The 21,923-nt window shown below is 58.5% G+C and carries 18 protein-coding genes, 3 tRNA genes and 1 pseudogene; 6 read left to right on the forward strand and 16 right to left on the reverse strand.

The annotated features are described in order from the left end of the window. The 6 genes from tnpA to DQ405_RS08685 form a co-directional block, all read right to left on the reverse strand. On the reverse strand, positions 1–220 hold a 220-nt coding region (gene tnpA / locus DQ405_RS08660), incomplete at its 3' end, for an IS66-like element accessory protein TnpA (protein ID WP_168423835.1). A 238-nt stretch (positions 221–458) separates the two neighbouring features. After that, positions 459–1,256: a helix-turn-helix domain-containing protein gene (locus tag DQ405_RS08665; protein ID WP_168424038.1), complete on the reverse strand. Its 798-nt coding sequence runs from the start codon at positions 1,254–1,256 to the stop codon at positions 459–461. A gap of 359 nt (positions 1,257–1,615) precedes the next feature. Then, on the reverse strand, positions 1,616–2,185 hold the full coding sequence (locus DQ405_RS08670) for an Arm DNA-binding domain-containing protein (protein ID WP_342030405.1): 570 nt from the start codon (positions 2,183–2,185) through the stop codon (positions 1,616–1,618). 132 nt (positions 2,186–2,317) lie between these two features. Beyond that, a tRNA-Leu gene (locus tag DQ405_RS08675) sits at positions 2,318–2,402 on the reverse strand. Between the two features lie 46 nt (positions 2,403–2,448). Then, positions 2,449–2,524, reverse strand: a tRNA-His gene (locus tag DQ405_RS08680). Between the two features lie 31 nt (positions 2,525–2,555). Next, positions 2,556–2,632, reverse strand: a tRNA-Arg gene (locus DQ405_RS08685). A gap of 271 nt (positions 2,633–2,903) precedes the next feature. On the opposite strand from DQ405_RS08685, the gene folD reads away from it, so the two are divergent. Beyond that, a complete protein-coding gene (gene folD / locus DQ405_RS08690) occupies positions 2,904–3,758 on the forward strand; it encodes a bifunctional methylenetetrahydrofolate dehydrogenase/methenyltetrahydrofolate cyclohydrolase FolD (RefSeq protein WP_168423837.1) in 855 nt (284 codons plus the stop codon). Positions 3,759–3,860: 102 nt separating this feature from the next. Here folD and DQ405_RS08695 read toward each other — a convergent pair. The 6 genes and pseudogenes from DQ405_RS08695 to DQ405_RS08720 form a co-directional block, all read right to left on the reverse strand. Then, positions 3,861–5,601 (reverse strand): annotated as a pseudogene (locus DQ405_RS08695) (ABC transporter substrate-binding protein). 41 nt (positions 5,602–5,642) lie between these two features. Beyond that, entirely contained in the window at positions 5,643–5,915 is a 273-nt protein-coding gene (locus DQ405_RS08700) for a DUF2160 domain-containing protein (RefSeq protein ID WP_168423838.1), read from the reverse strand. Between the two features lie 10 nt (positions 5,916–5,925). Continuing rightward, positions 5,926–6,726 carry a carbohydrate ABC transporter permease gene (locus DQ405_RS08705; RefSeq protein ID WP_168424039.1) on the reverse strand — a complete coding sequence of 267 codons (801 nt, stop codon included), beginning with the start codon at positions 6,724–6,726 and terminating at the stop codon, positions 5,926–5,928. 13 nt (positions 6,727–6,739) lie between these two features. Continuing rightward, positions 6,740–7,603, reverse strand: a complete 864-nt coding sequence (locus DQ405_RS08710) for a carbohydrate ABC transporter permease (protein ID WP_168423839.1) — start codon at positions 7,601–7,603, stop codon at positions 6,740–6,742. Next, complete coding sequence (locus DQ405_RS08715; protein ID WP_168423840.1) at positions 7,600–8,697, reverse strand: ABC transporter ATP-binding protein; 1,098 nt, start codon at positions 8,695–8,697, stop codon at positions 7,600–7,602. Before DQ405_RS08715 ends, DQ405_RS08710 begins: the two co-directional genes overlap by 4 nt. 10 nt (positions 8,698–8,707) lie before the next feature. Further along, positions 8,708–9,790 carry an ABC transporter ATP-binding protein gene (locus DQ405_RS08720; RefSeq protein ID WP_168423841.1) on the reverse strand — a complete coding sequence of 361 codons (1,083 nt, stop codon included), beginning with the start codon at positions 9,788–9,790 and terminating at the stop codon, positions 8,708–8,710. A gap of 222 nt (positions 9,791–10,012) precedes the next feature. Here DQ405_RS08720 and DQ405_RS08725 point away from each other — a divergent pair, with 222 nt between their 5' ends. Further along, a complete protein-coding gene (locus DQ405_RS08725; protein WP_168423842.1) occupies positions 10,013–11,881 on the forward strand; it encodes a sigma-54-dependent Fis family transcriptional regulator in 1,869 nt (622 codons plus the stop codon). Between the two features lie 135 nt (positions 11,882–12,016). Here DQ405_RS08725 and cysS read toward each other — a convergent pair whose 3' ends face one another. Continuing rightward, positions 12,017–13,402 (reverse strand): cysteine--tRNA ligase, encoded by a 1,386-nt coding sequence (gene cysS / locus DQ405_RS08730; protein ID WP_168423843.1) that lies wholly within the window; start codon positions 13,400–13,402, stop codon positions 12,017–12,019. After that, the gene (locus tag DQ405_RS08735; protein WP_168423844.1) at positions 13,403–15,088 is read right to left on the reverse strand and encodes a glutamine--tRNA ligase/YqeY domain fusion protein; all 1,686 of its coding nucleotides are present in this window, start codon (positions 15,086–15,088) and stop codon (positions 13,403–13,405) included. It lies immediately after the preceding gene. Positions 15,089–15,432: 344 nt separating this feature from the next. Here DQ405_RS08735 and DQ405_RS08740 point away from each other — a divergent pair, with 344 nt between their 5' ends. Continuing rightward, positions 15,433–15,927, forward strand: a complete 495-nt coding sequence (locus tag DQ405_RS08740; protein ID WP_168423845.1) for a peptidylprolyl isomerase — start codon at positions 15,433–15,435, stop codon at positions 15,925–15,927. A 5-nt stretch (positions 15,928–15,932) separates the two neighbouring features. Next, positions 15,933–16,655 carry a UDP-2,3-diacylglucosamine diphosphatase gene (lpxH, locus tag DQ405_RS08745; protein ID WP_168423846.1) on the forward strand — a complete coding sequence of 241 codons (723 nt, stop codon included), beginning with the start codon at positions 15,933–15,935 and terminating at the stop codon, positions 16,653–16,655. Positions 16,656–16,659: 4 nt separating this feature from the next. On the opposite strand, the gene miaE is transcribed toward lpxH, so the two are convergent. Then, a complete protein-coding gene (gene miaE, locus DQ405_RS08750) occupies positions 16,660–17,265 on the reverse strand; it encodes a tRNA-(ms[2]io[6]A)-hydroxylase (protein WP_168423847.1) in 606 nt (201 codons plus the stop codon). 173 nt (positions 17,266–17,438) lie between these two features. Here miaE and DQ405_RS08755 point away from each other — a divergent pair, with 173 nt between their 5' ends. Then, positions 17,439–18,299 (forward strand): universal stress protein, encoded by an 861-nt coding sequence (locus tag DQ405_RS08755; RefSeq protein WP_168423848.1) that lies wholly within the window; start codon positions 17,439–17,441, stop codon positions 18,297–18,299. 55 nt (positions 18,300–18,354) lie between these two features. Here the strand turns inward: DQ405_RS08755 and DQ405_RS08760 are convergent, their stop codons facing one another. Continuing rightward, positions 18,355–18,822: a DUF1289 domain-containing protein gene (locus DQ405_RS08760; RefSeq protein WP_168423849.1), complete on the reverse strand. Its 468-nt coding sequence runs from the start codon at positions 18,820–18,822 to the stop codon at positions 18,355–18,357. Positions 18,823–19,220: 398 nt separating this feature from the next. Between DQ405_RS08760 and acnB the strand changes: the two genes are divergently transcribed. Then, the gene (gene acnB, locus DQ405_RS08765) at positions 19,221–21,830 is read left to right on the forward strand and encodes a bifunctional aconitate hydratase 2/2-methylisocitrate dehydratase (RefSeq protein WP_168423850.1); all 2,610 of its coding nucleotides are present in this window, start codon (positions 19,221–19,223) and stop codon (positions 21,828–21,830) included. Positions 21,831–21,923 lie beyond the last annotated feature (93 nt).

A 21,923-nucleotide genomic window follows, 5' to 3' on the forward strand; every position in this document is an offset into this window, starting at 1 on the left:
TCACCGATGCTTCAGCCGGTCGTTTAGGCGTAGCCCTCAATGGAACGAAAGCCGGCAACGCCGCTGGTGGCTGATCTCGGTAAAGCGGTAGCCACTTGCGAATGACGTTGGCGTTGATGCCATGGCGTATGGCCACGCTGGAAACGCTAGCACCGGATTGCAGGCACTCCTGAACAACCTGGGCCTTGAACGGTTTGGGGTAAGAGCTTCGTTGGCGCATGGAAATCCCGGCGATAAGGGCTATCGCGTCCGCTTAAAAAACGCGGACACCATCGCCCTTAATGCTGGAGTTCGGAAGGTGAGTTGGCTGGACGCTTACGATAGAAGGAGCCGACCTGAGACGCAACGGAGTGCCGCGAAGCGATGCTTCGCGAGCAGAACACGCTGCGGGACCGAGTCTAGAGAGAGGCTATGTGGCGGTATTGAACGATCGTGCAGCTTTGAGGAAGGGGCGACAATTAGCAGCGTCGGAGCATCTCAAGCCACCGCGCCGGAGAGATTCCGTAAGCCTTTTTGAAATGTCGTGTCATATGGCTTTGGTCCGCGAACCCGACGTTGAAAGCCACATCGATCAATGGTTGCCCAAGCAGTAATTGTCGTTTCACTTGATCTAAACGCCGCATCGTCAGATATCGATAGGGGCTCGTTCCATATAGCGCCCTGAAGTCACGAGACAGGCTCCAACGATCACGGCCGCTGGCAGCTTCGAGCTCATCAAGCGAAATAGTGCTGTCCAGTGCGCTATGAATATATTCACGCGCCAGTTCAGCTGCACTGTAGTTAAGCGTACGTCGACGCTTTCTTATGCCTGAAACTTGGGCAAGAGCATGCGCTAAATCGTAGATCGCATCCTCCTCCTCAAGCGGCTCGATCTCGCAATCCATGTCTTGCATCAGCGTCTGGGTAGCTGCGTACAGACGTTGATCCCGTGAAATCCCGTCGGGTACAAACGGCAACGTGGTTCCGCCTAAGGCTTCCTGCAGCAGTGCGGGCTCGATATACAAGATTCGGTAGTGAAATCCATCCGTGCTACCTGCTTCACCGTCGTGCAATTCATCGGGATGGATGACGATTGTGCCGCCCGGCAGGCTGTGTTTCATGCCGTCTCGATAACGGAAACTATGAACCCCCGCAAGGGTGCGACCGACTGCGTAGGTGTCGTGTCGGTGGGGCTCGAAACCAAAGCCGCCGAAGTACGCTTCCATACGCTCAAGCTTTGTTTGTGGGGCTCGTACTGCCCAATCCTCACCGGCCATCATCGTTGCTCCTAGATGCAGTGTTCGACGGGAGACCCAGCGCCGCGTCAACCGCTAACGGGCCGTTAGCCCGACCCAGCCAATAGAACCGCCAACTGTGTGCAAAAAAAAGCGCGCAGCTTGAACTACGCGCCTCTTGTACAGGCTGGCAAACCCTAGCACGGGCGATAAGGAGCCCCGTTGTAACAGAACTCACTTAGACACATCAGGAGGCTTCTGGCCTCGTCTATGTCAATTCTAAGCATAACGACCAGATGATGGACAGCCGCGCAGTACGCGAACGCGTGTAAGCATTTTCCTACGGCCGGTGGATGTCTTTGGCCGTGCGCCGTGGGCCTTAGTCATGGTTCGTGGCTGGTTTAGTATGGGCGCTTGCGCTTGCGTTCGTGCGGCGGCGCGGCCGGAGGTGTGCCTTGGCTGGTCCACATTTGCGGCCAAGCATGGCGATGGTGGTGGAGTGAGTAGCCCAGCTCGTTGCGCCCAGGGATCAGCAGCTCGTACTGCCGTGTAAAAACCTGGATAGCCTTAACGACCTTTACCGCTTGGGACGACAAAGGGACCGGATAGTCGGGCACGTCGGAGCCTTGAGCCCTAACTCTTTTGCGCAGCTGCTTGACCGCGCTCGCTGGGACTCTTCCGATTTTTCCCCAGGATCTACCCCGGCCGCCATTTTCCGCCGAGCCTTCCCGACGCAGCCGAGCTTCTTTCAGCGATACTTCCGGATAGGTGCCTAGCGAGACGCGCTGGGCCCTCCCACTCGCTCGGTATCGAAAATGCCAGTACTTATCTCCACGAGGATGGACAAACAAGGCCAGCCCGTCTCCATCTGAGACGGTGTACGCCCTCTCACTGGGCTTGGCTTGGCGTACAGCCGTATCGGTCAGTGCCATGTGTACATCTCCCGAAACTCGAATTCGTGATGTACACATTTATGTACCTAAATATCGGCGCTGGTACAAGGCGTTGTGAGTCCGGCTGATAATCTTCAGGCACAAAAAAGCCCCTATTACGGGGCTTTCAGGGATTTCCGATTCCTCCAGAGAGGTCTCGAAATCATGTGATGGTGCGGACGGAGAGACTCGAACTCTCACACCTTGCGGCGCCAGAACCTAAATCTGGTGTGTCTACCAATTTCACCACGTCCGCAAACTTTTAAACGAAAACGCCAGGCACTGCCTGGCGTTTCGGAATATGGGGTGGACGATGGGGTTCGAACCCACGACCGCAGGAGCCACAATCCTGTGCTCTACCAACTGAGCTACGCCCACCATATTGCCTTGCTTATGCCAGAGCCCTTAATGGCGCACCCGGCAGGACTCGAACCTGCGACCATCCGCTTAGAAGGCGGATGCTCTATCCAGCTGAGCTACGGGCGCTTTTATCTGCATCCTATCTGAGCGCAGACTTCAAGCTCCAGCCAATGAAGATCTTGACCTTCAAAAGCCGTCTTACCCAGCAGCAAGCTGTGCTCGACAAGCGGGGCGAATCTTAATGGCCTGCCCGCATGTCGTCAACACCAAAACCGAAAAAAATTCAGCCAGGTAAAGGAGTTACGGGAATCGATCGTCGCATCGCCTTTGCCAGACGCTGCCACCGTGCGAGAATGCGCGTCCTTTTTCAATCCTTCTCCATGGTTAATCACGCGTCATGACCGCAAAACTGATCGACGGTAAACAGATTGCCGCCAATATCCGCCAGCAGATAGCCGGCCGGGTTGCCGAGCGATCTCGGCAAGGTCTTCGGGTGCCGGGGCTGGCAGTGATCCTAGTGGGCAAGGACCCGGCCTCTCAAGTCTATGTGGCACACAAGCGCAAGGACTGCGAGGAAGTCGGGTTCAAGTCCATTGCCCATGATTTGCCGGCGGCGACCAGCCAGACGGAGCTGTTGGCCCTTATCGATCAGCTCAATGATGATCCGCTTATCGACGGCATCCTTGTGCAGCTTCCCTTACCCAAGCATCTGGACGCTTCGCAGCTGCTGGAGCGCATCCGTCCGGACAAGGATGTGGATGGCTTTCACCCCTACAACATTGGCCGTCTTGCACAGCGTATGCCTTTGCTCCGCCCTTGCACGCCGAAGGGCATCATGGCGCTGCTCGAAAGCACTGGCGTAGACCTTCACGGGCTTAACGCGGTGGTTGTCGGTGCATCCAATATCGTCGGACGGCCGATGGCGCTGGAGCTGCTGCTAGCTGGTTGCACGACCACCGTCACCCACCGATTCACCAATGACCTGGCCGATCACGTCAAGCGTGCCGACCTGATCGTGGTCGCAACAGGGATTACCGGCCTGGTAAAAGGCGACTGGATCAAGGAAGGCGCTATTGTCATCGATGTTGGAATCAACAGGCAGGCCGATGGCAAGCTGGTTGGCGATGTCGAATTCGACGTAGCAGCCAAGCGTGCCAGCTGGATTACGCCAGTACCCGGCGGGGTTGGCCCGATGACCCGAGCCTGTCTGCTGGAAAATACGCTGCACGCGGCGGAGTATTTGCACAAATAGTCTGAGTCGAGGCTGGATAGCCACCATGCTCTCAACTCATTGCTAATAGAAACGGCACCCTCAGGTGCCGTTTCTATTTAGCGCTTTCAAAAGCATCTGAACTTAGCGGTCCTGCTCCCAGGACTTGATCAGCTCGTCATAGCTGACAGTCTGGCCCTGAGGCTTTTCGTTCTCCAGGTTTGGGTTTCGGCGAGCCGGGCTGGCTCAGCCAGTATTCTGGATCACGTGGCTCGTTGAGCTTAGGTCCGCATTTGGGCTGTACATTGGCCCGCTCCAGTCGCGCCATCATGGTGTCCTGCGCTTCGGCTAGACCGTCCAGCGCTTCCTGAGGCGTCTTGTCGCCGCTGGCCGCTTCGGCGATGTATTGCCACCAGAGCTGCGCCAGGCGCGGATAATCCGGGACGTTGGTTCCGGTAGGTGTCCACTGAACTCGGGCAGGGCTGCGGTAGAACTCGACCAGCCCACCGAGTTTCGGCGCCGCTTCAGTCATCGCATCGGAGTTGATGTCAGACTCGCGAATTGGCGTCAGCCCAACCAGCGTTTTCTTCAACGACACGGTTTTCGCGACGGTGAACTGCGCATAAAGCCACGCAGCCAGACGACGTTTCTCAGGTGTGGACTCCAGAAAGGTCCAGGAACCGGCATCCTGATAGCCGAGCTTCATGCCCTCCTCCCAGTACGGCCCTTTGGGCGACGGCGCCATCCGCCACTTAGGTGTGCCATCCTCGTTGACCACCGGCAGGCCCGGTTTGGTCATATCGGCAGTGAAGGCGGTGTACCAGAATATCTGCTGGGCAATGTTGCCCTGCGCTGGAACCGGACCGGACTCAGAAAACGTCATACCCTGAGCCTCACGCGGTGCGTACTCACGCATCCAGTCGACATATTTCTGTGTCGCATAGACCGCCGCTGGCCCATTGGTTGCACCGCCGCGGGCAACGCTCGATCCGACCGGATGGCAATCCTCGACGCGAATGCCCCACTCATCTACGGGTAAGCCATTTGGCAACCCTTTGTCGCCAGCACCCGCCATGGAGAACCAGGCATCTGTGAAGCGCCAGCCTAGCGATGGGTCTTTCTTGCCATAGTCCATATGGCCATAGACGCGCTCGCCGTCGATCTCCTTGACGTGCTTGCTGAAGAACTCGGCAATGTCCTCATAAGCGGACCAGTTCACTGGCACACCGAGCTCATAGCCATAGCGTTCCTTGAACTGCTGCTTCAGCTCGGGGCGTTCGAACCAGTCAGCTCGGAACCAATACAAGTTGGCGAACTGCTGTACCGGCAGCTGATAGATCTTGCCGTCAGGCCCGGTGGTGAACGAGATTCCGATGAAGTCATCCAGATCGAGCGTTGGCAGCGTGTAATCCTTGGCTTCGCTCTCAATCATGTCGCTGATCGCAACTGCCTTTCCGTAGCGGAAATGCGTGCCAATCAAGTCGGAATCATTGATATAGCCGTCATAGATGTTCTTGCCGGACTGCATTTGCGTCTGCAGTTTTTCGACAACATCGCCCTCCTGCATCAGGTCATGCCGCAGGCGAATGCCGGTGATTTCGCTGAACGCCCGGGCCAGGGTCTTGGACTCATATTCATGGGTGGTGATGGTTTCCGACGCGACATTGATCTCCATTCCGCGGAAGGGCTCGGCAGCCTTGATGAACCAGCGCAACTCCTCCATCTGTTGTTCCGGCGACAGCGTCGATGGGTTGAATTCCGATTCGATCCATTTCTTTGCCGCATCTTCATAGGTATCGGCCCACGCCGTACCTGCCAAGCCGGACAACGTCAGCAGGGCCGTGAGCGCCATGCCATGTCGGGTGTTGTTTTTATTCTCGAACATAAACACCTCCTTTGGGTTTTTCGGAGGGATGAGCTGCGAGCTCAACCCCAGCGCATCACTGCAAACAACCAGACGAGAGATAGCGCGGACGCTATCCAGATGCTCCAGTCGGTCAGTCCTATCAGCAGAAGATGCCAATAGGCGCTGCCCAGAAGTCCAATGAACAACCGATCGCCGCGCGTGGTGACGATGGGCAGGAAGCCTTTGCGTGGGACACAGGGCCGCCTCAGCTCCCATGCGCTCATCAGCGTCAGCATCAGACCGATGACCGCGAAAAACACTGCGGTCGGAGTGGTCCAGGCCATCCAGTTCATGTGCTATCTCCTATACCCGACCCAGGGCGAAGCCCTTGGCCACGTGATTGCGGACGAACCAGATCACCAGCATGCCGGGAAGAATAGTCAGCACACCGGCGGCCGCCAGCACGCCCCAGTCGATCCCAGAAGCCGAAACGGTACGAGTCATCACCGAGACAATGGGTTTGGCGTCGACCGAGGTCAGCGTGCGGGCCAGCAACAGCTCAACCCAGGAAAACATGAAGCAGAAGAACGCCGTCACACCAATGCCCGAGCCAGTCAGCGGAATGAAAATTTTCACGAAGAACTTGGGAAAGCTGTAGCCGTCGATGTAGGCCGTCTCATCGATTTCCTTCGGCACGCCCGACATGAAACCTTCGAGAATCCATACCGCCAGGGGCACGTTGAACAGGCAATGGGCCAAGGCCACTGCGATATGCGTATCGAACAAGCCGATTGATGAGTAAAGCTGAAAGAAAGGCAGCAGAAACACTGCCGGCGGAGCCATCCGGTTGGTCAGCAGCCAGAAAAACAGGTGCTTGTCACCGAGAAAGCGGAAGCGGGAAAACGCGTATGCGGCAGGCAATGCCACGGCCAGCGAAATGATCGTGTTCAAGCACACGTAGTACAGCGAGTTGATATAGCCGCTGTACCAGCTGCGATCGGTAAAGATCACTTTGTAGTTGTCAAACGTGAGGTCCCGAGGCCAGAGCGTCAGTCCGCCGAGAATTTCAGTATTGCTCTTGAACGACATGTTGATGAGCCAGTAGATCGGCACCATCAGAAAGGCGATATAGAGGATCAGTACCACTCGCTTGCGCAGGTTCATCAGCGTGCCCTCTTCATTTCTGGTCGCCATGGGTCATGGCCGTATAAAACAGCCATGACACCAGCAAAATGATCAGGAAGTAGATCAACGAGAACGCCGCCGCCGGGCCCAGATCGAACTGCCCCACCGCCATTTTGGTCAACGTCTGACTGAGGAATGTGGTGGCATTGCCCGGCCCGCCGCCGGTGAGTACGAACGGCTCGGTATAAATCATGAAGCTGTCCATAAAGCGCAGCATCACGGCGATCAACAGAACGCTCTTGAGCTTGGGCAATTGAATGTAGCGGAAGACCGCCCAGGCCGATGCCCTGTCGATACGTGCGGCTTGATAGTAGGCGTCCGGGATCGCTCGCAAGCCGGAGTAGCACAGCAGCGCGACCAACGAAGTCCAATGCCATACATCCATCACCAGCACCGTGACCCAGGCATCCCGAGTATTGGATGCGTAGTTGTAGTCAATGCCTAGTTCGCGAAGGCTGTAACCCAGCAGGCCGATGTCGGCGCGTCCGAAGATCTGCCAAATCGTCCCGACAACGTTCCAAGGTATCAATAGCGGAATCGCCATCACGATCAGGCAGAGAGAGGCCCAGCGACCACGGGTCGGCATCGTCAGCGCGACCGCGATGCCCAGCGGAATTTCGATCAGCAGGACGCAGCCGGAAAAGATGAACTGCCGCAACAGCGAATCATGCAGGCGAGGGTCATGAAGGATCTGGCGATACCAGTCTGCGCCGACAAAAAAGCGCGTCGAGGAATCAAAGATGTCCTGAACCGAGTAATTCACCACGGTCATCATCGGTAGGATGGCGCTGAAGGCGACCAGCAGAAACACAGGCAATACCAGCCACCACGCGCGATTGTTCTGGATCTTGGTCATGGCCGTTCCTCTACCAGCCGATCATCGGCATAGAGCATCAGCCACTGGGCAGGAAAGCCTACCCAGGCCTGCCCTGTTGGGACGGGCTGATCCTCTGGCAGGCGCGCTTTGAGCAGATGGCCTTGCAGCCGGAGCGTGAGTATTTTGTAGGTACCGAGGTCTTCTACCCGCACGACCTCGGTCTGCATTCCTCCGGTTGTCGGTTCTTCCGTCACCTGAACGAACTCCGGGCGGATGCCGATCTGCAGACGACTTTCAGCCAGGTCGGCCAGCCGAGCCGCCAGCGCTCCGGAGACCGGTAGGTGCTGATCGCCAAAACCAACACCGCCCGCCTCGGCACGAACGTCGATCAGATTCATGCCGGGACTGCCGACAAAGAACCCGACAAAGGTGTGCTGTGGCCGCTCGAAGAGCTCCCGCGGCGTACCGAACTGGACGATCTGCCCGCCATGCATCACCGCGATCTTGTCGGCGAACGTCGAAGCCTCCAGCTGATCGTGAGTTACGTAAATCATGGTGATATTGAACTGCTCATGGATCTGCTTGAGCTTGCGGCGCAGCTTCCATTTCAGATGCGGATCGATCACGGTCAGCGGCTCGTCGAAGAGAATCGCCGACACGTCGTCCCGTACCAGACCGCGCCCCATGGAGACCTTCTGTTTCTCATCCGCGGTCAGGTTGCGGGCTTTGCGCTTGAGCAATGGATGCAGGTCAAGCACCTCGGCAATCTCGTGCACCTTACTGGTGACCCGCGCTTCCGGGACGCCCTGATTGCGCAGCGGGAAAGCCAGATTGTCGAACACGGTCATGGTGTCGTACACCACCGGAAACTGGAAAACCTGGGCGATATTGCGCTGCTCGGGCGTCATCCTGCTCACCTCGCGGGCGTCGAACAGCACCTGGCCCTCGGATGGGCTGAGCAATCCGGAAATGATGTTGAGCAAAGTCGACTTGCCGCATCCGGAGGGGCCCAAAAGAGCGTAGGCACCGCCCTGCTCCCACACATGGTCCATCTCACGAATCGCATAGTCCTCCGCCCCGCGCGGCTGCGAGTTGTAGCTGTGGGCAAGGTTCTTCAAGCGAATCTCAGCCATGGTGCTCTCCTCAGAGGCGTCGAGCCGGTGCCTGGGCCAACTGGCCGGCGGCATCGAACACAAACAGCTTGTGGGTCGGCACATACACCCGGATTGGCGAATCCACCGCGTAGTCGTGCAGGCCCTGCAGGTGCAGCACGAGGCTGAAGTGGTCGTTGCGCACATGGAGGAAGGTTTCCGAGCCACTGATTTCCGCTAGCTCGACGATTCCGGACACCTCCAGATCGTCGTCATTGGAGGGGACGAGGCCAATATGGCTGGGACGAATGCCGAACTGGTACTCGCCCTCGCGCAAGGTCCGCAGGCCCGCATTAAGAGGAAAATGCATGCTGTCCTGAAAGCTGACTTCGTTGGCGCCAATCCTGCCCGGCAGCAGATTAATCGGCGGCTCGGAGAACAGCTCGGCACTGAGCATGTGGCTGGGCCGGTGATAAACCTCGGAAGTCGGCCCGCTCTGTATCACTCGGCCCTCATGCAGGACGGTTGCCGTTCCGCCCAGCGCCAGCGCCTCATTGGGCTCGGTGGTGGCATAAACGGCGATGCTACGCCGAGTCTTGAAGAGCTCGCGCATCTCCTGGCGGAGCTCTTCACGCAACTTGTAGTCGAGGTTGACCAGCGGCTCGTCGAACAGAACCAGATCCGCATCCTTGACCAGCGCTCTAGCCATCGCGGTGCGCTGCTGCTGGCCACCGGATAGTTCCAGTGGATACCGTTGAAGAAATTCTTCGATATGCAGCATCTCGGCAGTTTCACGCACCTTGCGCTCGATATCCGCCTTGCTCACGCCAGCCTGACGCAGCGGCGAAGCAATGTTCTCGAAGACACTCAGCGTCGGGTAGTTGATGAACTGCTGGTAAACCATCGACACGTTGCGCTTGCGTACGGGAACCCCGGTCACGTCCGCGCTGTTCATCAGGATTCGTCCTTTGTTCGGTTTGTCGAGCCCGGCCATCAGGCGCATCAGCGAGGTCTTGCCCGACAGGGTTCGCCCGATCAATACGTTGAACGAGCCGGGTTCGAAAACCAGGCTGGCGTCGTCGATATGCAGGTGGCCATCGACCGTCTTGGTGACGTGTTCCAAGGTGAGGGACATGCCGCATCCTTCTAATTGTTATGGCCAGATGCAGAGCGATATCCGTGCCAGGTCCCACCAACGGCTCTAGCGTGAGAATTGCTGCCAAAAGCGGTGTTCTCAAGTGTTCAAAATGAACAATTGTGAACATTGACACTGAACAGAAATGAACAAGACTGTTCAGAGCCGCCAGACGCGGCAGCAGTCTTATAACAACAAGAATTGCACCCTCAGAGAGGCAACATGGCCGACCCAGCCCAGTCCATCTCACATCAGGCTCTGGTAGAGGATTCCTGGAGCCGCTGCGAACGCTACGGGTTGAATCCGCTTAGCACCCCCAGTTTCGGCCAGCCGGCAGAGCAGGACGTTAACGCCCTGTTGGAGCGTCAGCGAAGTCTGGTGCAGACCACCCAACGCGAAGTGCTGCCGTACTACGAGAACATCCTTTCGAACTCGAGCTGCCTGATTCTTCTGGCGGACAGCGGCGGGCAGTTGCTCCAATCCTGGGGGGATCGGCGCTTCGTCGAGCCCGCGCAGCAACGAGGCTTCAAGCCCGGCGCGAGCTGGATGGAGCGCGACACGGGGACCAATGCGATCGGCACTGCATTGGCCAGTGGGCAGGCCGTTCATATTCAGCGCGACGAGCACTTCCTCAAGGCCAACCGCTACCTATCCGGTGCGGCGTCACCGATCTTCGACGCGCAACGTCAGCTTATCGCAGTGCTCGATGTGTCCAGCGACAGCTACCTTCCGCCTTCGCACACCCTCGGCATGGTCAAGATGATGAGCCAGTCGGTGGAGAATCGGCTGATCCTCAACCTGTTTCATGACGACTGTTTCCAGCTGACCTTCAATACCGGGCAGGACAACCTCGACAGCCAGTGGGCTGGCCTGCTTGTCTTCGATGAGTCCGGGTTGATCGTCTCGGCTAACCGGCGCGCCGACAATCTGCTCGGCGTAGCGCTGGCGAGTACCCGCATCGACAGGCTGTTCGACATTCCGCTGCTGCAGCTGGTCAATCAACCCGAAGATCAACCCTTGCTATTGCGAGCCATGGGCCGCCATCGCTTTCACGGCATCGTTCGACGCCCACAGAAGCCACGCATCCAGCCTCGCGACTTTCGCAAGGCGCCCAGACCGGAGCAGCCCATCGATTTGGCCGGTATCGACCAGGGCGACCCGCAGGTCCATAAAGTGATTCACCAGGCCCAGCTCATGCTGGAAAAGAACGTTCCGATCCTTGTGCACGGTGAGACGGGCGTCGGTAAGGAAATACTGGTCAAGGCGCTGCACGCGGCCAGTTCGCGAGCCAAGGCACCGCTGATCGCGGTGAATTGCGCGGCGATTCCCCAGGAGCTGATCGAGTCGGAACTGTTCGGCTATGAAAAAGGCGCCTTCACCGGTGCGCATCAGAAAGGCAGTCTCGGCCTGATCCGCAAGGCTGACGGGGGCGTATTGTTTCTCGACGAGATCGGCGATATGCCGCTGAACCTGCAGGCACGCCTGTTGCGTGTGCTGCAAGATCGTAGCGTCCAACCGCTCGGGGGTGGAGAGCCCTCCCCGGTCGACTTTCGGTTGATTTGCGCAACGAATCGCTCCCTACGCCAAGACGTCGAAAGCGGCCGTTTTCGCCAAGACTTGTTTTATCGCGTCAGCGGTCTCAGCGTGGAGCTGCCACCGCTGCGAGCCCGCCGCGACAAGCAGGCCCTGATCCAGCGAATCTGGGAGCAACACCGGGAACCCCAGCAATGGGCGGGATTACATACCGAGGTACTGCGCCTGTTCGAAAACCACCCCTGGCCAGGAAACATACGTCAACTGAGCAGTGTGATTCAGGTTGCGCTGGCGTTGGCCGAGGATCAGCCGATCCGCCCGGAGCATCTGCCGGACGACTTCTTCGTCGACCTTGAAAAAAACACCGACACCTATGGCCGAACGGAGCTACTCCAGCCCTCACCCAAGACCACCCAGCTTCCATTTACTTCAAATCAGCCGTTGCGCTCGCAATTCGAGGCCTGTCGCGGCAACGTTTCGCACCTCGCCCGGCACCTGGGTGTCAGCCGCAACACCCTCTACAAGCGCCTGCGCGCCGAGGGAATCTGGAAAGGATAAGGCGTCGAGCCGCCGGTCGGCCCGCACACCAAGCGCCAAAAAGCTTAGCGTCTTAACCGCATCGCTGGCGCGCCCCACGGCGAATGCAGGCCGAAGGCCGGCCCGACCACCTCAGAACAAGCACAACAGTCAGGGTTATTCGCCCAGACGCCAAGTCGTGCCGCCTTTGCCGTCTTCCAGCACCACACCCATGGCGGTCAACTGGTCTCGGATACGGTCGGACTCTGCCCAGTTCTTCTCGAACCGGGCTTGCAGTCGAGCGGCAATCAGCGCCTCTACCTGGGCCGCATCCACCTTGCCTGCGGCGCCGGCCTGCAGAAAGGCGTCTGGGTCCATCTGCAACACGCCGAGCACACTCGCCAGTTCTTTCAAGCGAGCCGCAAGTGCCGCGGCGCCTTGCTGATCGGTTTCGCGCAAACGGTTGACCTCGCGAGCCATTTCGAACAACACGGCGCACGCTTCAGGAGAGTTGAAGTCATCATCCATGGCTTCGCCGAACCGCGAGGTGAAACTCTCGCCGCCTTCGGCAGACACGTCGGGAAGGCCCCTGAGCGCGGTATAAAACCGCTCCAGCGCACCTTTAGCCTCTTTAAGGCTGTCCTCGGAATAGTTGATCGGACTGCGGTAATGGCTCGAAACCAACAGGTAGCGCACCACTTCCGGCTGGTACTTATCCAACACATCGCGAATGGTGAAGAAGTTGCCCAACGACTTGGACATCTTCTCGCCATCGACGCGGACCGCACCGGCATGCATCCAGGCATTGGCGTACTGCTTGCCGGTGGCCGCTTCGCTTTGCGCGATCTCGTTCTCGTGATGCGGAAACACCAGATCAGGACCACCGCCGTGAATATCGAAGGTCTCGCCCAAGCAGCACGTGGACATGACCGAGCACTCGATATGCCAGCCCGGACGGCCCGCGCCCCAGGGCGACTCCCAGCTCGGCTCGCTCGGCTTGGCGGCCTTCCAGAGCACGAAGTCCAGCGGATCTTCCTTGGCTTCGTCGACTTCGATGCGCGCACCGATTTTCAGATCCTCGATCTTGCGCCGTGACAGCTTGCCGTAGCCGACGAATTTGCCGACCCGGTAGTAGACATCGCCGTTCCCCGGCGCGTAAGCGAAGCCTTTGTCGATCAGAGTCTGGATCATGCTGTGCATGCCAGCGATGTACTCGGTGGCACGCGGCTCATTATCGGGACGCAACACGTTGAGCCGTGCCTCATCCTCATGCATGGCGGCGATCATGCGCGTGGTCAGCGCCTCGAAAGTTTCGCCGTTTTCCTGAGCGCGACGGATGATCTTGTCGTCGATATCGGTGATGTTGCGCACGTAGGTCAAATCGTAACCACGCTGGCGCAACCAGCGCGAGACGACATCGAACGCCACCATGACCCGCGCGTGGCCGATGTGGCAGAAGTCATAGACCGTCATGCCGCAGACGTACATACGCACCTGATTGCCGACCAGCGGCTTGAGTGGCTCCTTGGCCTTGGTCAGGGTGTTGTAGATCGACAACGCCATTTACTGGCCTCCCCAGGAATCACGCAGCGTCACAGTACGGTTGAACACCATGGCGCCCGGCCGGCTGTCTTTGCGGTCGACGCAGAAATAGCCTTCGCGCTCGAACTGGAAGCGATCTTCAGCTTCGGCCGAGGCCAATGAAGGTTCGGCGCGGCAGCCTTTGAGCACGACCAGGGATTCGGGATTGATGTTGTCGAGGAAGCTACCCCCCTGCTCTTCGTTTTCAGCGGACGCCTTCTCGGGATTGGCAGAGCGGAACAGGCGATCGTACAGACGCACTTCACACTCGACGCTCTCAGCGGCCGGGACCCAGTGAATAACGCCCTTGACCTTGCGGCCCTCGGGGTTCTTGCCCAGCGTGTTTTCATCGTAGGAGCAGCGCAGTTCGACGATGTTGCCTTGTTCGTCCTTGATCGCTTCATCGGCACGGATCACATAGCTGCCACGCAGGCGCACTTCGCCACCCGGAATCAGGCGCTTGAACCCGGCTGGTGGTGCTTCTTCGAAATCGGTGGCATCGATATAAATTTCCCGCGAGAACGGCAGCTGGCGCACGCCGATGTCCTGCTTCGGATGGCGAGGCAGTTCGAGGTTTTCTATTTGGCCTTCGGGATAGTTGGTGATGACGACCTTCAGCGGCTTGAGAACGCACATGGCTCGTGGTGCATTCGCGTCCAGGTCCTCGCGAATCGCGAATTCGAGCATGCCGATATCAACCACGCCGCCGGCGCGGTTCACGCCGATCATGTCGCAGAAGGTACGGATCGACGCCGGCGTGTATCCGCGCCGACGGTAGCCGCTGAGCGTCGACATCCGCGGGTCGTCCCAGCCACCGACGTGCTTTTCATCGACCAGCTGCTTGAGCTTGCGCTTGCTGGTGATGGTGTAGTTCAAGTTGAGGCGGGCAAACTCATACTGACGCGGGCGCGCCGGAACCGGCAGGTTTTCGAGGAACCACTCGTAGAGCGGACGGTGATCTTCAAACTCCAGGGTACAAATCGAATGAGTGATGCCTTCGATGGCATCCGACTGGCCATGAGTGAAATCGTAACTCGGGTAGATGCACCAGTCATTGCCGGTCTGATGATGATGCGCATGGCGGATTCGATAGAGAATCGGGTCGCGCAGGTTCATGTTCGGTGAGGACATGTCGATCTTCGCGCGTAACGCCTTGGCACCGTCAGGAAATTCGCCGGCCTTCATCCGAGCGAACAGGTCCAGGTTTTCTTCCACCGAACGATCCCGGAACGGGCTGTTCCTGCCGGGCTCGGTCAGACTGCCACGGTACTCCCGAGCCTGCTCGGACGTCAGGTCGCAGACGTAGGCCTTCCCAGCCTTGATCAGTTCGATGGCCCAGTCGTGCAGCTGCGCGAAATAGTTGGAGGCGTAGCGCTCCTCGCCCGCCCACTGGAAACCGAGCCACTGGACGTCGCTCTTGATGGCGTCGATGTATTCCTGATCTTCTTTCGCCGGGTTGGTGTCGTCGAAGCGGAGGTTGCACTCGCCACCGAACTCTTGGGCCAGACCGAAGTTCAGGCAAATCGACTTGGCATGGCCGATATGCAGGTAACCATTGGGCTCGGGCGGAAAGCGCGTGACGATCTTGGCATGCTTGCCGGATTCCAGGTCGGCCTGGACGATCGGGCGGAGAAAATTGGTGGCTGCGGTAGTCTCAGGCTTGCTCATGGTGTCCTTAACGATCTGCGAGTGTGCGGCTCAGAGAGGTTTACAAAAGTAGCGAGCGATGGTCAGGCAAGGCGAAATCAGTCGAAAAAGCGGAATGTACAAGTTGTACATGAGCATTTTGAGGCTGATTTCAACGCAGCATGGCCGAGCGCAGTAATTTGTAAACACTCTCTCAGGGTAGGCCGGCCAAATCAAAGCGCCTATCATAGCGGACCCGTCAACCCCCTGACAGAGCAAAGCGCCCGGCTGCGCAACGCACTGCGGCAGCGACGTTCATCCTCGCTATCGCGCCGGCCACGCTGTCGCGACACGACTTCTACCTTTTCTCATAAGGAAGGCCCTCAATGATCAAGCTGCATACCAATCATGGCGTCATTACCGTCAAGTTGTTCGAAGACAAGGCCCCGGAAACCACCGCCAACTTCAAGGAATACGTGAAGAGCGGCCACTACGACGGCACGATCTTCCATCGCGTGATCAGCAACTTCATGGTCCAGGGCGGCGGCTTCGAGCCCGGCATGAAGCAGAAAGCCACCCGCGCCCAGATCAAAAACGAAGCCAACAACGGCCTTTCCAACAAGACCGGTACTCTGGCCATGGCACGCACCATGGAGCCGCACTCGGCATCCGCCCAGTTCTTTATCAACGTTAAGGACAACGATTTCCTCGACCACACCGCGCCGACCGTCCAGGGCTGGGGCTACGCCGTGTTCGGCGAAGTGGTCGAAGGCATGGACGTGGTCGAAAAGATCAAGGGCGTTCCCACCACTATGAAGTCAGGCCATCAGGACGTGCCGGTGGAAGATGTAGTTATCGAGAAAGCTGAGATCGTCGAGTAACCGTATTGATACTGCTGATTTCTGATCTGCATCTAGAGGAAAAACGCCCGGACATTACCCGGGCGTTTCTTCGTTTTCTCGAGACTCGAGCGATCCAGGCCGAGGCGCTTTACATCCTGGGCGATTTCTTCGAGGTTTGGGTCGGCGATGACGGCATGACACCCTATCAGCACGAAATAGCCGGAGCGCTGAAGACGTTGAGCCAGCGCGGAACCCGAATCTACCTGATGCATGGCAACCGCGACTTCATGATAGGTAAGGCATTCTGCCGCGAGGCCGGATGCACGCTTCTGGCCGATCCGCATATCGCACAGCTAGCCGGTGAGCGGGTATTGCTGATGCACGGCGACAGTTTGTGCACCCGAGACGAAGGCTATATGCGGCTACGGCGCTGGCTGCGCAACCCGATCAGCCTGTTCATCCTGCACAACCTTTCCCTCGCCAAGCGTCAGAAGTTGGCCCAGAAGCTGCGATCGAGCAGCAAGGAAGAGACGCGGATGAAAGCCAGCGATATCGTCGACGTTACGCCCGACGAAGTGGCCCGCGTCATGCAACGCTACAACGTCCGTACACTGATTCACGGTCATACCCACCGTCCCGCCACGCATTCGCTGCTGATCGATGGGCAACCCGCCAGGCGCATCGTATTGGGTGATTGGGATCGCCAAGGCTGGGCCTTGCAGGTCGACGAAGCTGGCTTCCATCAGGCGCCGTTCGACCTTAGCTGACAGATCAGGCGGCGCTCGGTACGCCACTGTGAAAGCGAAACTCGCTATCGGGGCTTTCGATCAGTTCGCGTTCACGTTCACGCACCCGAACGATGGCCTCATCGATATCCGCCACATCGCCATAGAGATACGCCAGCTTCAGATAATCCTGGAAGTGCCTCGCCTCGGATTTCAGCAGGCCGTGGTAGAACTTGCTCAGCTCTTCGTCCAGATGAGGCACCAGCATCGCAAAACGCTCGCAGGAACGCGCCTCGATAAAGGCTCCAATCACCAGCGTATCGGTGAGCCGATAGGGCTCGTGATTACGCACCAATTCCCGCAAGCCAGCGGCGTAACGTGATGAGCCGATGTTACGCAGGCCAATCTCACGCTTGCGGATGATCGATAGCACCTGCTCGAAATGCCGCAGCTCTTCCCTGGCCAACCGCGACATCTTGTTCTGCAGGTCGGGCTTGTCGACGTACCTGAACATCAGCTGGAAGGCTGCGCCTGCAGCCTTTTTCTCACAATTGCCGTGATCGATGAGCATCACGTCCTGATTTTGCAGCGCAGCGTCGACCCATGCAGCGGGTGTGGCGCAGCCAAGAAATTCATTCAATTCGGGAAGCATGGTGAGGTCGTTTCGCAAAATAAGGTGAACGGCAGGGATACCGACTCAGTGCCGCGGACGGCGCATTATACGAAGCATGTTCTACACGGCCAGTGCTGGTTGATCTGCGTCAGACCCAGAAGGGGTTCCCTTGGCTATAGTGAAGTCATACGAAACCGCAAGCGGAGCCGATCATGCAAGCCATTCGCTGTATTCTCGTAGTAATCGATCCAAAGCTGCCTGAAAATCTGGCACTGAAGCGGGCACGCCTGATCGCTAGCGTCAGCCAGACACAACTGCATCTGCTGGTTTGCGACGGCAAGCATGATCACAGCGACTACCTCGCCAAGCTTCGTGCGGAGCTGGAGGACCAGGGGCATACCGTAGCCACCCAACAAGCCTGGCACGACAATCTTCACCAGACGATTATCGCGGTACAGCAAGCCGAAGGCTGTGGGCTGGTGATTAAACAGCACATCGCCGATAACCCGCTGAGGCGCGCATTGCTGACTTCGGACGATTGGAAGCTACTGCGTTATTGCCCCTGCCCCGTGCTGATGGTCAAGACCGAAGCGCCGTGGACCGGCGGTACAGTGCTCGCAGCTGTCGATGTAGGCAACGCAGATCTAGAACACCGTTCGCTCCACGCCAGCATAGTCAATCGTGGCTACGAAATCGCCGCGCTAGCCGAGGGCAGCCTACATGTCATAAGCGCCCATCCTTCAGCCATGCTTTCAGCCGCAGACCCGGCTTTCCAGTTGAAGGAAACCATCGAAGCGCGCTATCGAGATGCCTGCAAACAGTTCCAGACCGACTTCGATATTCCAGATAGCCATCTACACATCGAAGAGGGTCCGGCAGATGCCCTGATCCCCCGCGTCTGCCATCAACTACAGGCGGTTGTTACGGTCATCGGCACGGTCGCCCGCACTGGCTTCTCAGGCGCACTGATGGGCAATACCGCCGAAGTGGTGCTCGATGCCCTGGAAAGCGACGTCTTGGTATTGAAACCGGACGACATTATCGAACATCTGGAGGATCTGGCACGCCGTTAGCGGCATGGATGGCACCAGCAGCAGCCGGACGCATGCCGCTACTGCTTGTACCAAGCTAGCCGTTGGTTTCGCTCGGAAACCCTGGCGCGATGTAGCGCTGGTAATGCGCTTCTGACAGAAGAAAGAATTCCCGGTCGATGGCATCACGAAGCTCGGGTAGAGACCAGTCACGGAATTCGGGAAGCAAAACGACGCCGTACGCCTCTAGCTGTTGAATGACCCGCGCGCCACGAGCGATAAGGTGGTAGGCCCAGCAGTACGGCGACTGATCCGCGACGAAACGAATTTGCCGGCTTTCCAGCTGGCGGCGCAACAGTTCCGCGTCGAAGATTTCCAGCTTCGCAGCCATTACCTGCGCCAGCAGTAGCTCCAGCCTCAGCCAGACGGAGCGCTTACCCAGCTCGTCATAAGCATTCCAGTTCACCACTTCATGGTGGAAACGCTTGCAGCCGCGGCAGACGAGATCACCGTAAACGGTAGAACAGAGGCCTACACAAGGAGTTTTGATGCGCTGATTGGACATAACGGGCGGTGGATCGAAGAACAGCGCCGCATCTTAGACTTTTGTCCAAGCCGGGTCACGGAAGAATCCGTCCCAGAAGTCCGTTCCTGGTCGCACAGCCCGCGACGCGCGGGGCACCGAGGGCTTTTCGAGGGGGCTTGCCTGAACCCGCCGAACTCGCTTGCCACGGCGTTTCACTTAACTTTACGGGTCCGTTCCAGTAGAATCAGCCCGCCGTTTTAGGCGCCACAATCCGCAAGAAGCTGTTTTCAAAGCGTCACGAGCACAGTTAACCGGCTATCTACCGGGTGCGCAGATCCCTCTAACCTGCGCACCCGACAACCGGCGTAAAACTTTGAAAACAGCTTCCGGATGCGCGTCCCGAGACACCCAAGGGACCAATGATGAGGGTATAAACTGTGCTTGAAGCCTATCGCAAACACGTAGAAGAGCGTGCCGCCCAGGGCGTCGTGCCCCAGCCGCTGAACGCCGAGCAGACCGCAGGCCTGGTCGAGCTTCTGAAGAACCCGCCAGCCGGCGAAGAACAATTCCTTCTTGACCTGATCACCAACCGCGTCCCAGCGGGCGTGGACGAAGCCGCCTATGTCAAGGCCGGCTTCCTCGCCGCTATCGCCAAGGGCGAAACCACTTCGCCGCTGATCAGCAAGCAACATGCCGTCGAACTGCTGGGCACCATGCAGGGCGGTTACAATATCGTCACGCTGGTCGACCTGCTCGATGATACCGAACTTTCCGACACTACCGCAGAAGAGCTGAAGCACACCCTGCTGATGTTCGACGCGTTCCACGACGTTGCTGAGAAAGCCAAGGCCGGCAACTCGAACGCCAAAGCCGTCCTACAGTCCTGGGCTGAAGGCGAGTGGTTCAAGAACCGTGCCCCGGTTGCCGAAAAGGTGACCCTGACCGTATTCAAGGTCACCGGCGAAACCAACACCGACGACTTGTCCCCCGCGCCTGATGCCTGGTCGCGCCCGGACATCCCACTGCATGCCCTCGCCATGCTGAAGATGGCTCGCGACGGCATCAACCCCGACGTACCTGGCTCGGTTGGCCCGCTCAAGCAAATGGAAGAGCTAAAAACCAAAGGCTTCCCGGTTGCCTACGTTGGTGATGTGGTCGGCACCGGCTCGTCGCGCAAGTCCGCCACCAACTCGGTGCTGTGGTTCTTCGGCGATGACATCCCGAACGTACCGAACAAGCGCGCTGGCGGCTTCTGCTTCGGCACCAAGATCGCACCTATTTTCTACAACACCATGGAAGACGCCGGCGCCCTGCCGATCGAGTTCGACTGCTCCGATCTGGCCATGGGTGATGTGATCGACGTTTACCCATACAAGGGTGAAGTCCGTCGCCATGGCAGCGATGAGCTCGTCACCACTTTCCAGCTGAAGACCGATGTCTTGCTCGACGAAGTTCGCGCTGGCGGCCGTATTCCGCTGATTATCGGTCGTGGTCTGACCGAAAAAGCACGCGCTGAACTGGGTATGGGCCCGTCGGATCTGTTCAAGAAGCCCGAAGCGCCAGCCGAGAGCAACAAGGGCTTTACCCTGGCACAGAAGATGGTCGGTCGCGCCTGCGGTCTGCCGGAAGGCAAAGGCGTCCGTCCGGGCACCTATTGCGAACCGAAGATGACTACCGTCGGCTCCCAGGACACCACTGGCCCGATGACCCGCGACGAGCTGAAAGACCTGGCTTGCCTCGGCTTCTCCGCCGATCTGGTGATGCAGTCCTTCTGCCACACGGCCGCTTATCCGAAGCCGATCGACGTCACCACGCATCACACCCTGCCGGACTTCATCATGACCCGCGGCGGCGTTTCCCTGCGTCCGGGTGACGGCATCATCCACAGCTGGCTGAACCGCATGCTGCTGCCGGATACCGTCGGTACCGGTGGTGACTCGCATACCCGCTTCCCGATGGGCATCTCGTTCCCGGCTGGTTCCGGTCTGGTTGCCTTCGCTGCCGCTACCGGTGTAATGCCGCTGGATATGCCGGAGTCGGTACTGGTTCGCTTCAAGGGCAAGATGCAGCCTGGCATCACCCTGCGCGACCTGGTTCATACAATCCCTTACTACGCGATCCAGAAAGGCCTGCTGACCGTCGAGAAGAAAGGCAAGAAGAACATCTTCTCCGGCCGCATTCTCGAAATCGAAGGCTTGAACGAGCTGACCGTCGAACAGGCCTTTGAGCTGTCCGACGCCTCCGCAGAGCGTTCCGCTGCGGGTTGCACCATCAAGCTGCCGGAAGCGGCGATTGCCGAGTACCTGCAGTCGAACATCACACTGCTGCGCTGGATGATCAACGAAGGCTACGGCGATGCCCGCACCCTGGAGCGCCGCGCTCAGGCCATGGAAGCCTGGCTGGCCAAGCCTGAGCTGCTGGCTGCCGATGCTGATGCCGAGTACGCAGAAGTTATCGAAATCGATCTGTCCGAAGTCACCGAGCCGGTTCTCTGCGCACCGAATGACCCGGACGATGCTCGTCTTCTCTCGAGCGTACAGGGCGAGAAGATCGATGAAGTGTTCATCGGTTCCTGCATGACCAACATCGGTCACTTCCGCGCCGCCGGCAAACTGCTGGACAAGGTCGAAGGTTCCCTGCCGACCCGTCTATGGCTGTCGCCGCCGACCAAGATGGACCAGCATCAGCTGACCGAAGAAGGCTACTACGGCATCTATGGTCGCGCCGGGGCACGTTTGGAAATGCCGGGCTGCTCGCTCTGCATGGGTAACCAGGCTCGGGTCGAAACCGGGTCGACAGTGGTCTCCACCTCGACTCGTAACTTCCCGAACCGCCTGGGCGATGCGACCAATGTGTACCTGGCCTCTGCCGAGCTGGCAGCAGTTGCCTCAATCCTGGGTCGCCTGCCGACCGTCGAGGAGTACATGGTCTACGCTGCTCAGATCGACACCATGGCAGCTGATGTCTACCGCTACCTGAGCTTCGATCAGATTGCTGAGTTCCGCGAGTCCGCGGCCAAGGCGAAGATCGACGTGGTTGCTGTTTGATGTTTTAGCGCTCCAATGAGAAAGCCCGCTTCGGCGGGCTTTCTTATGCCTGACTTTTCATGCATGCGGGCCGGCCCCTATCGCCGCATGCTC

It is taken from the genome of Pseudomonas sp. SST3, from assembly GCF_003325755.1.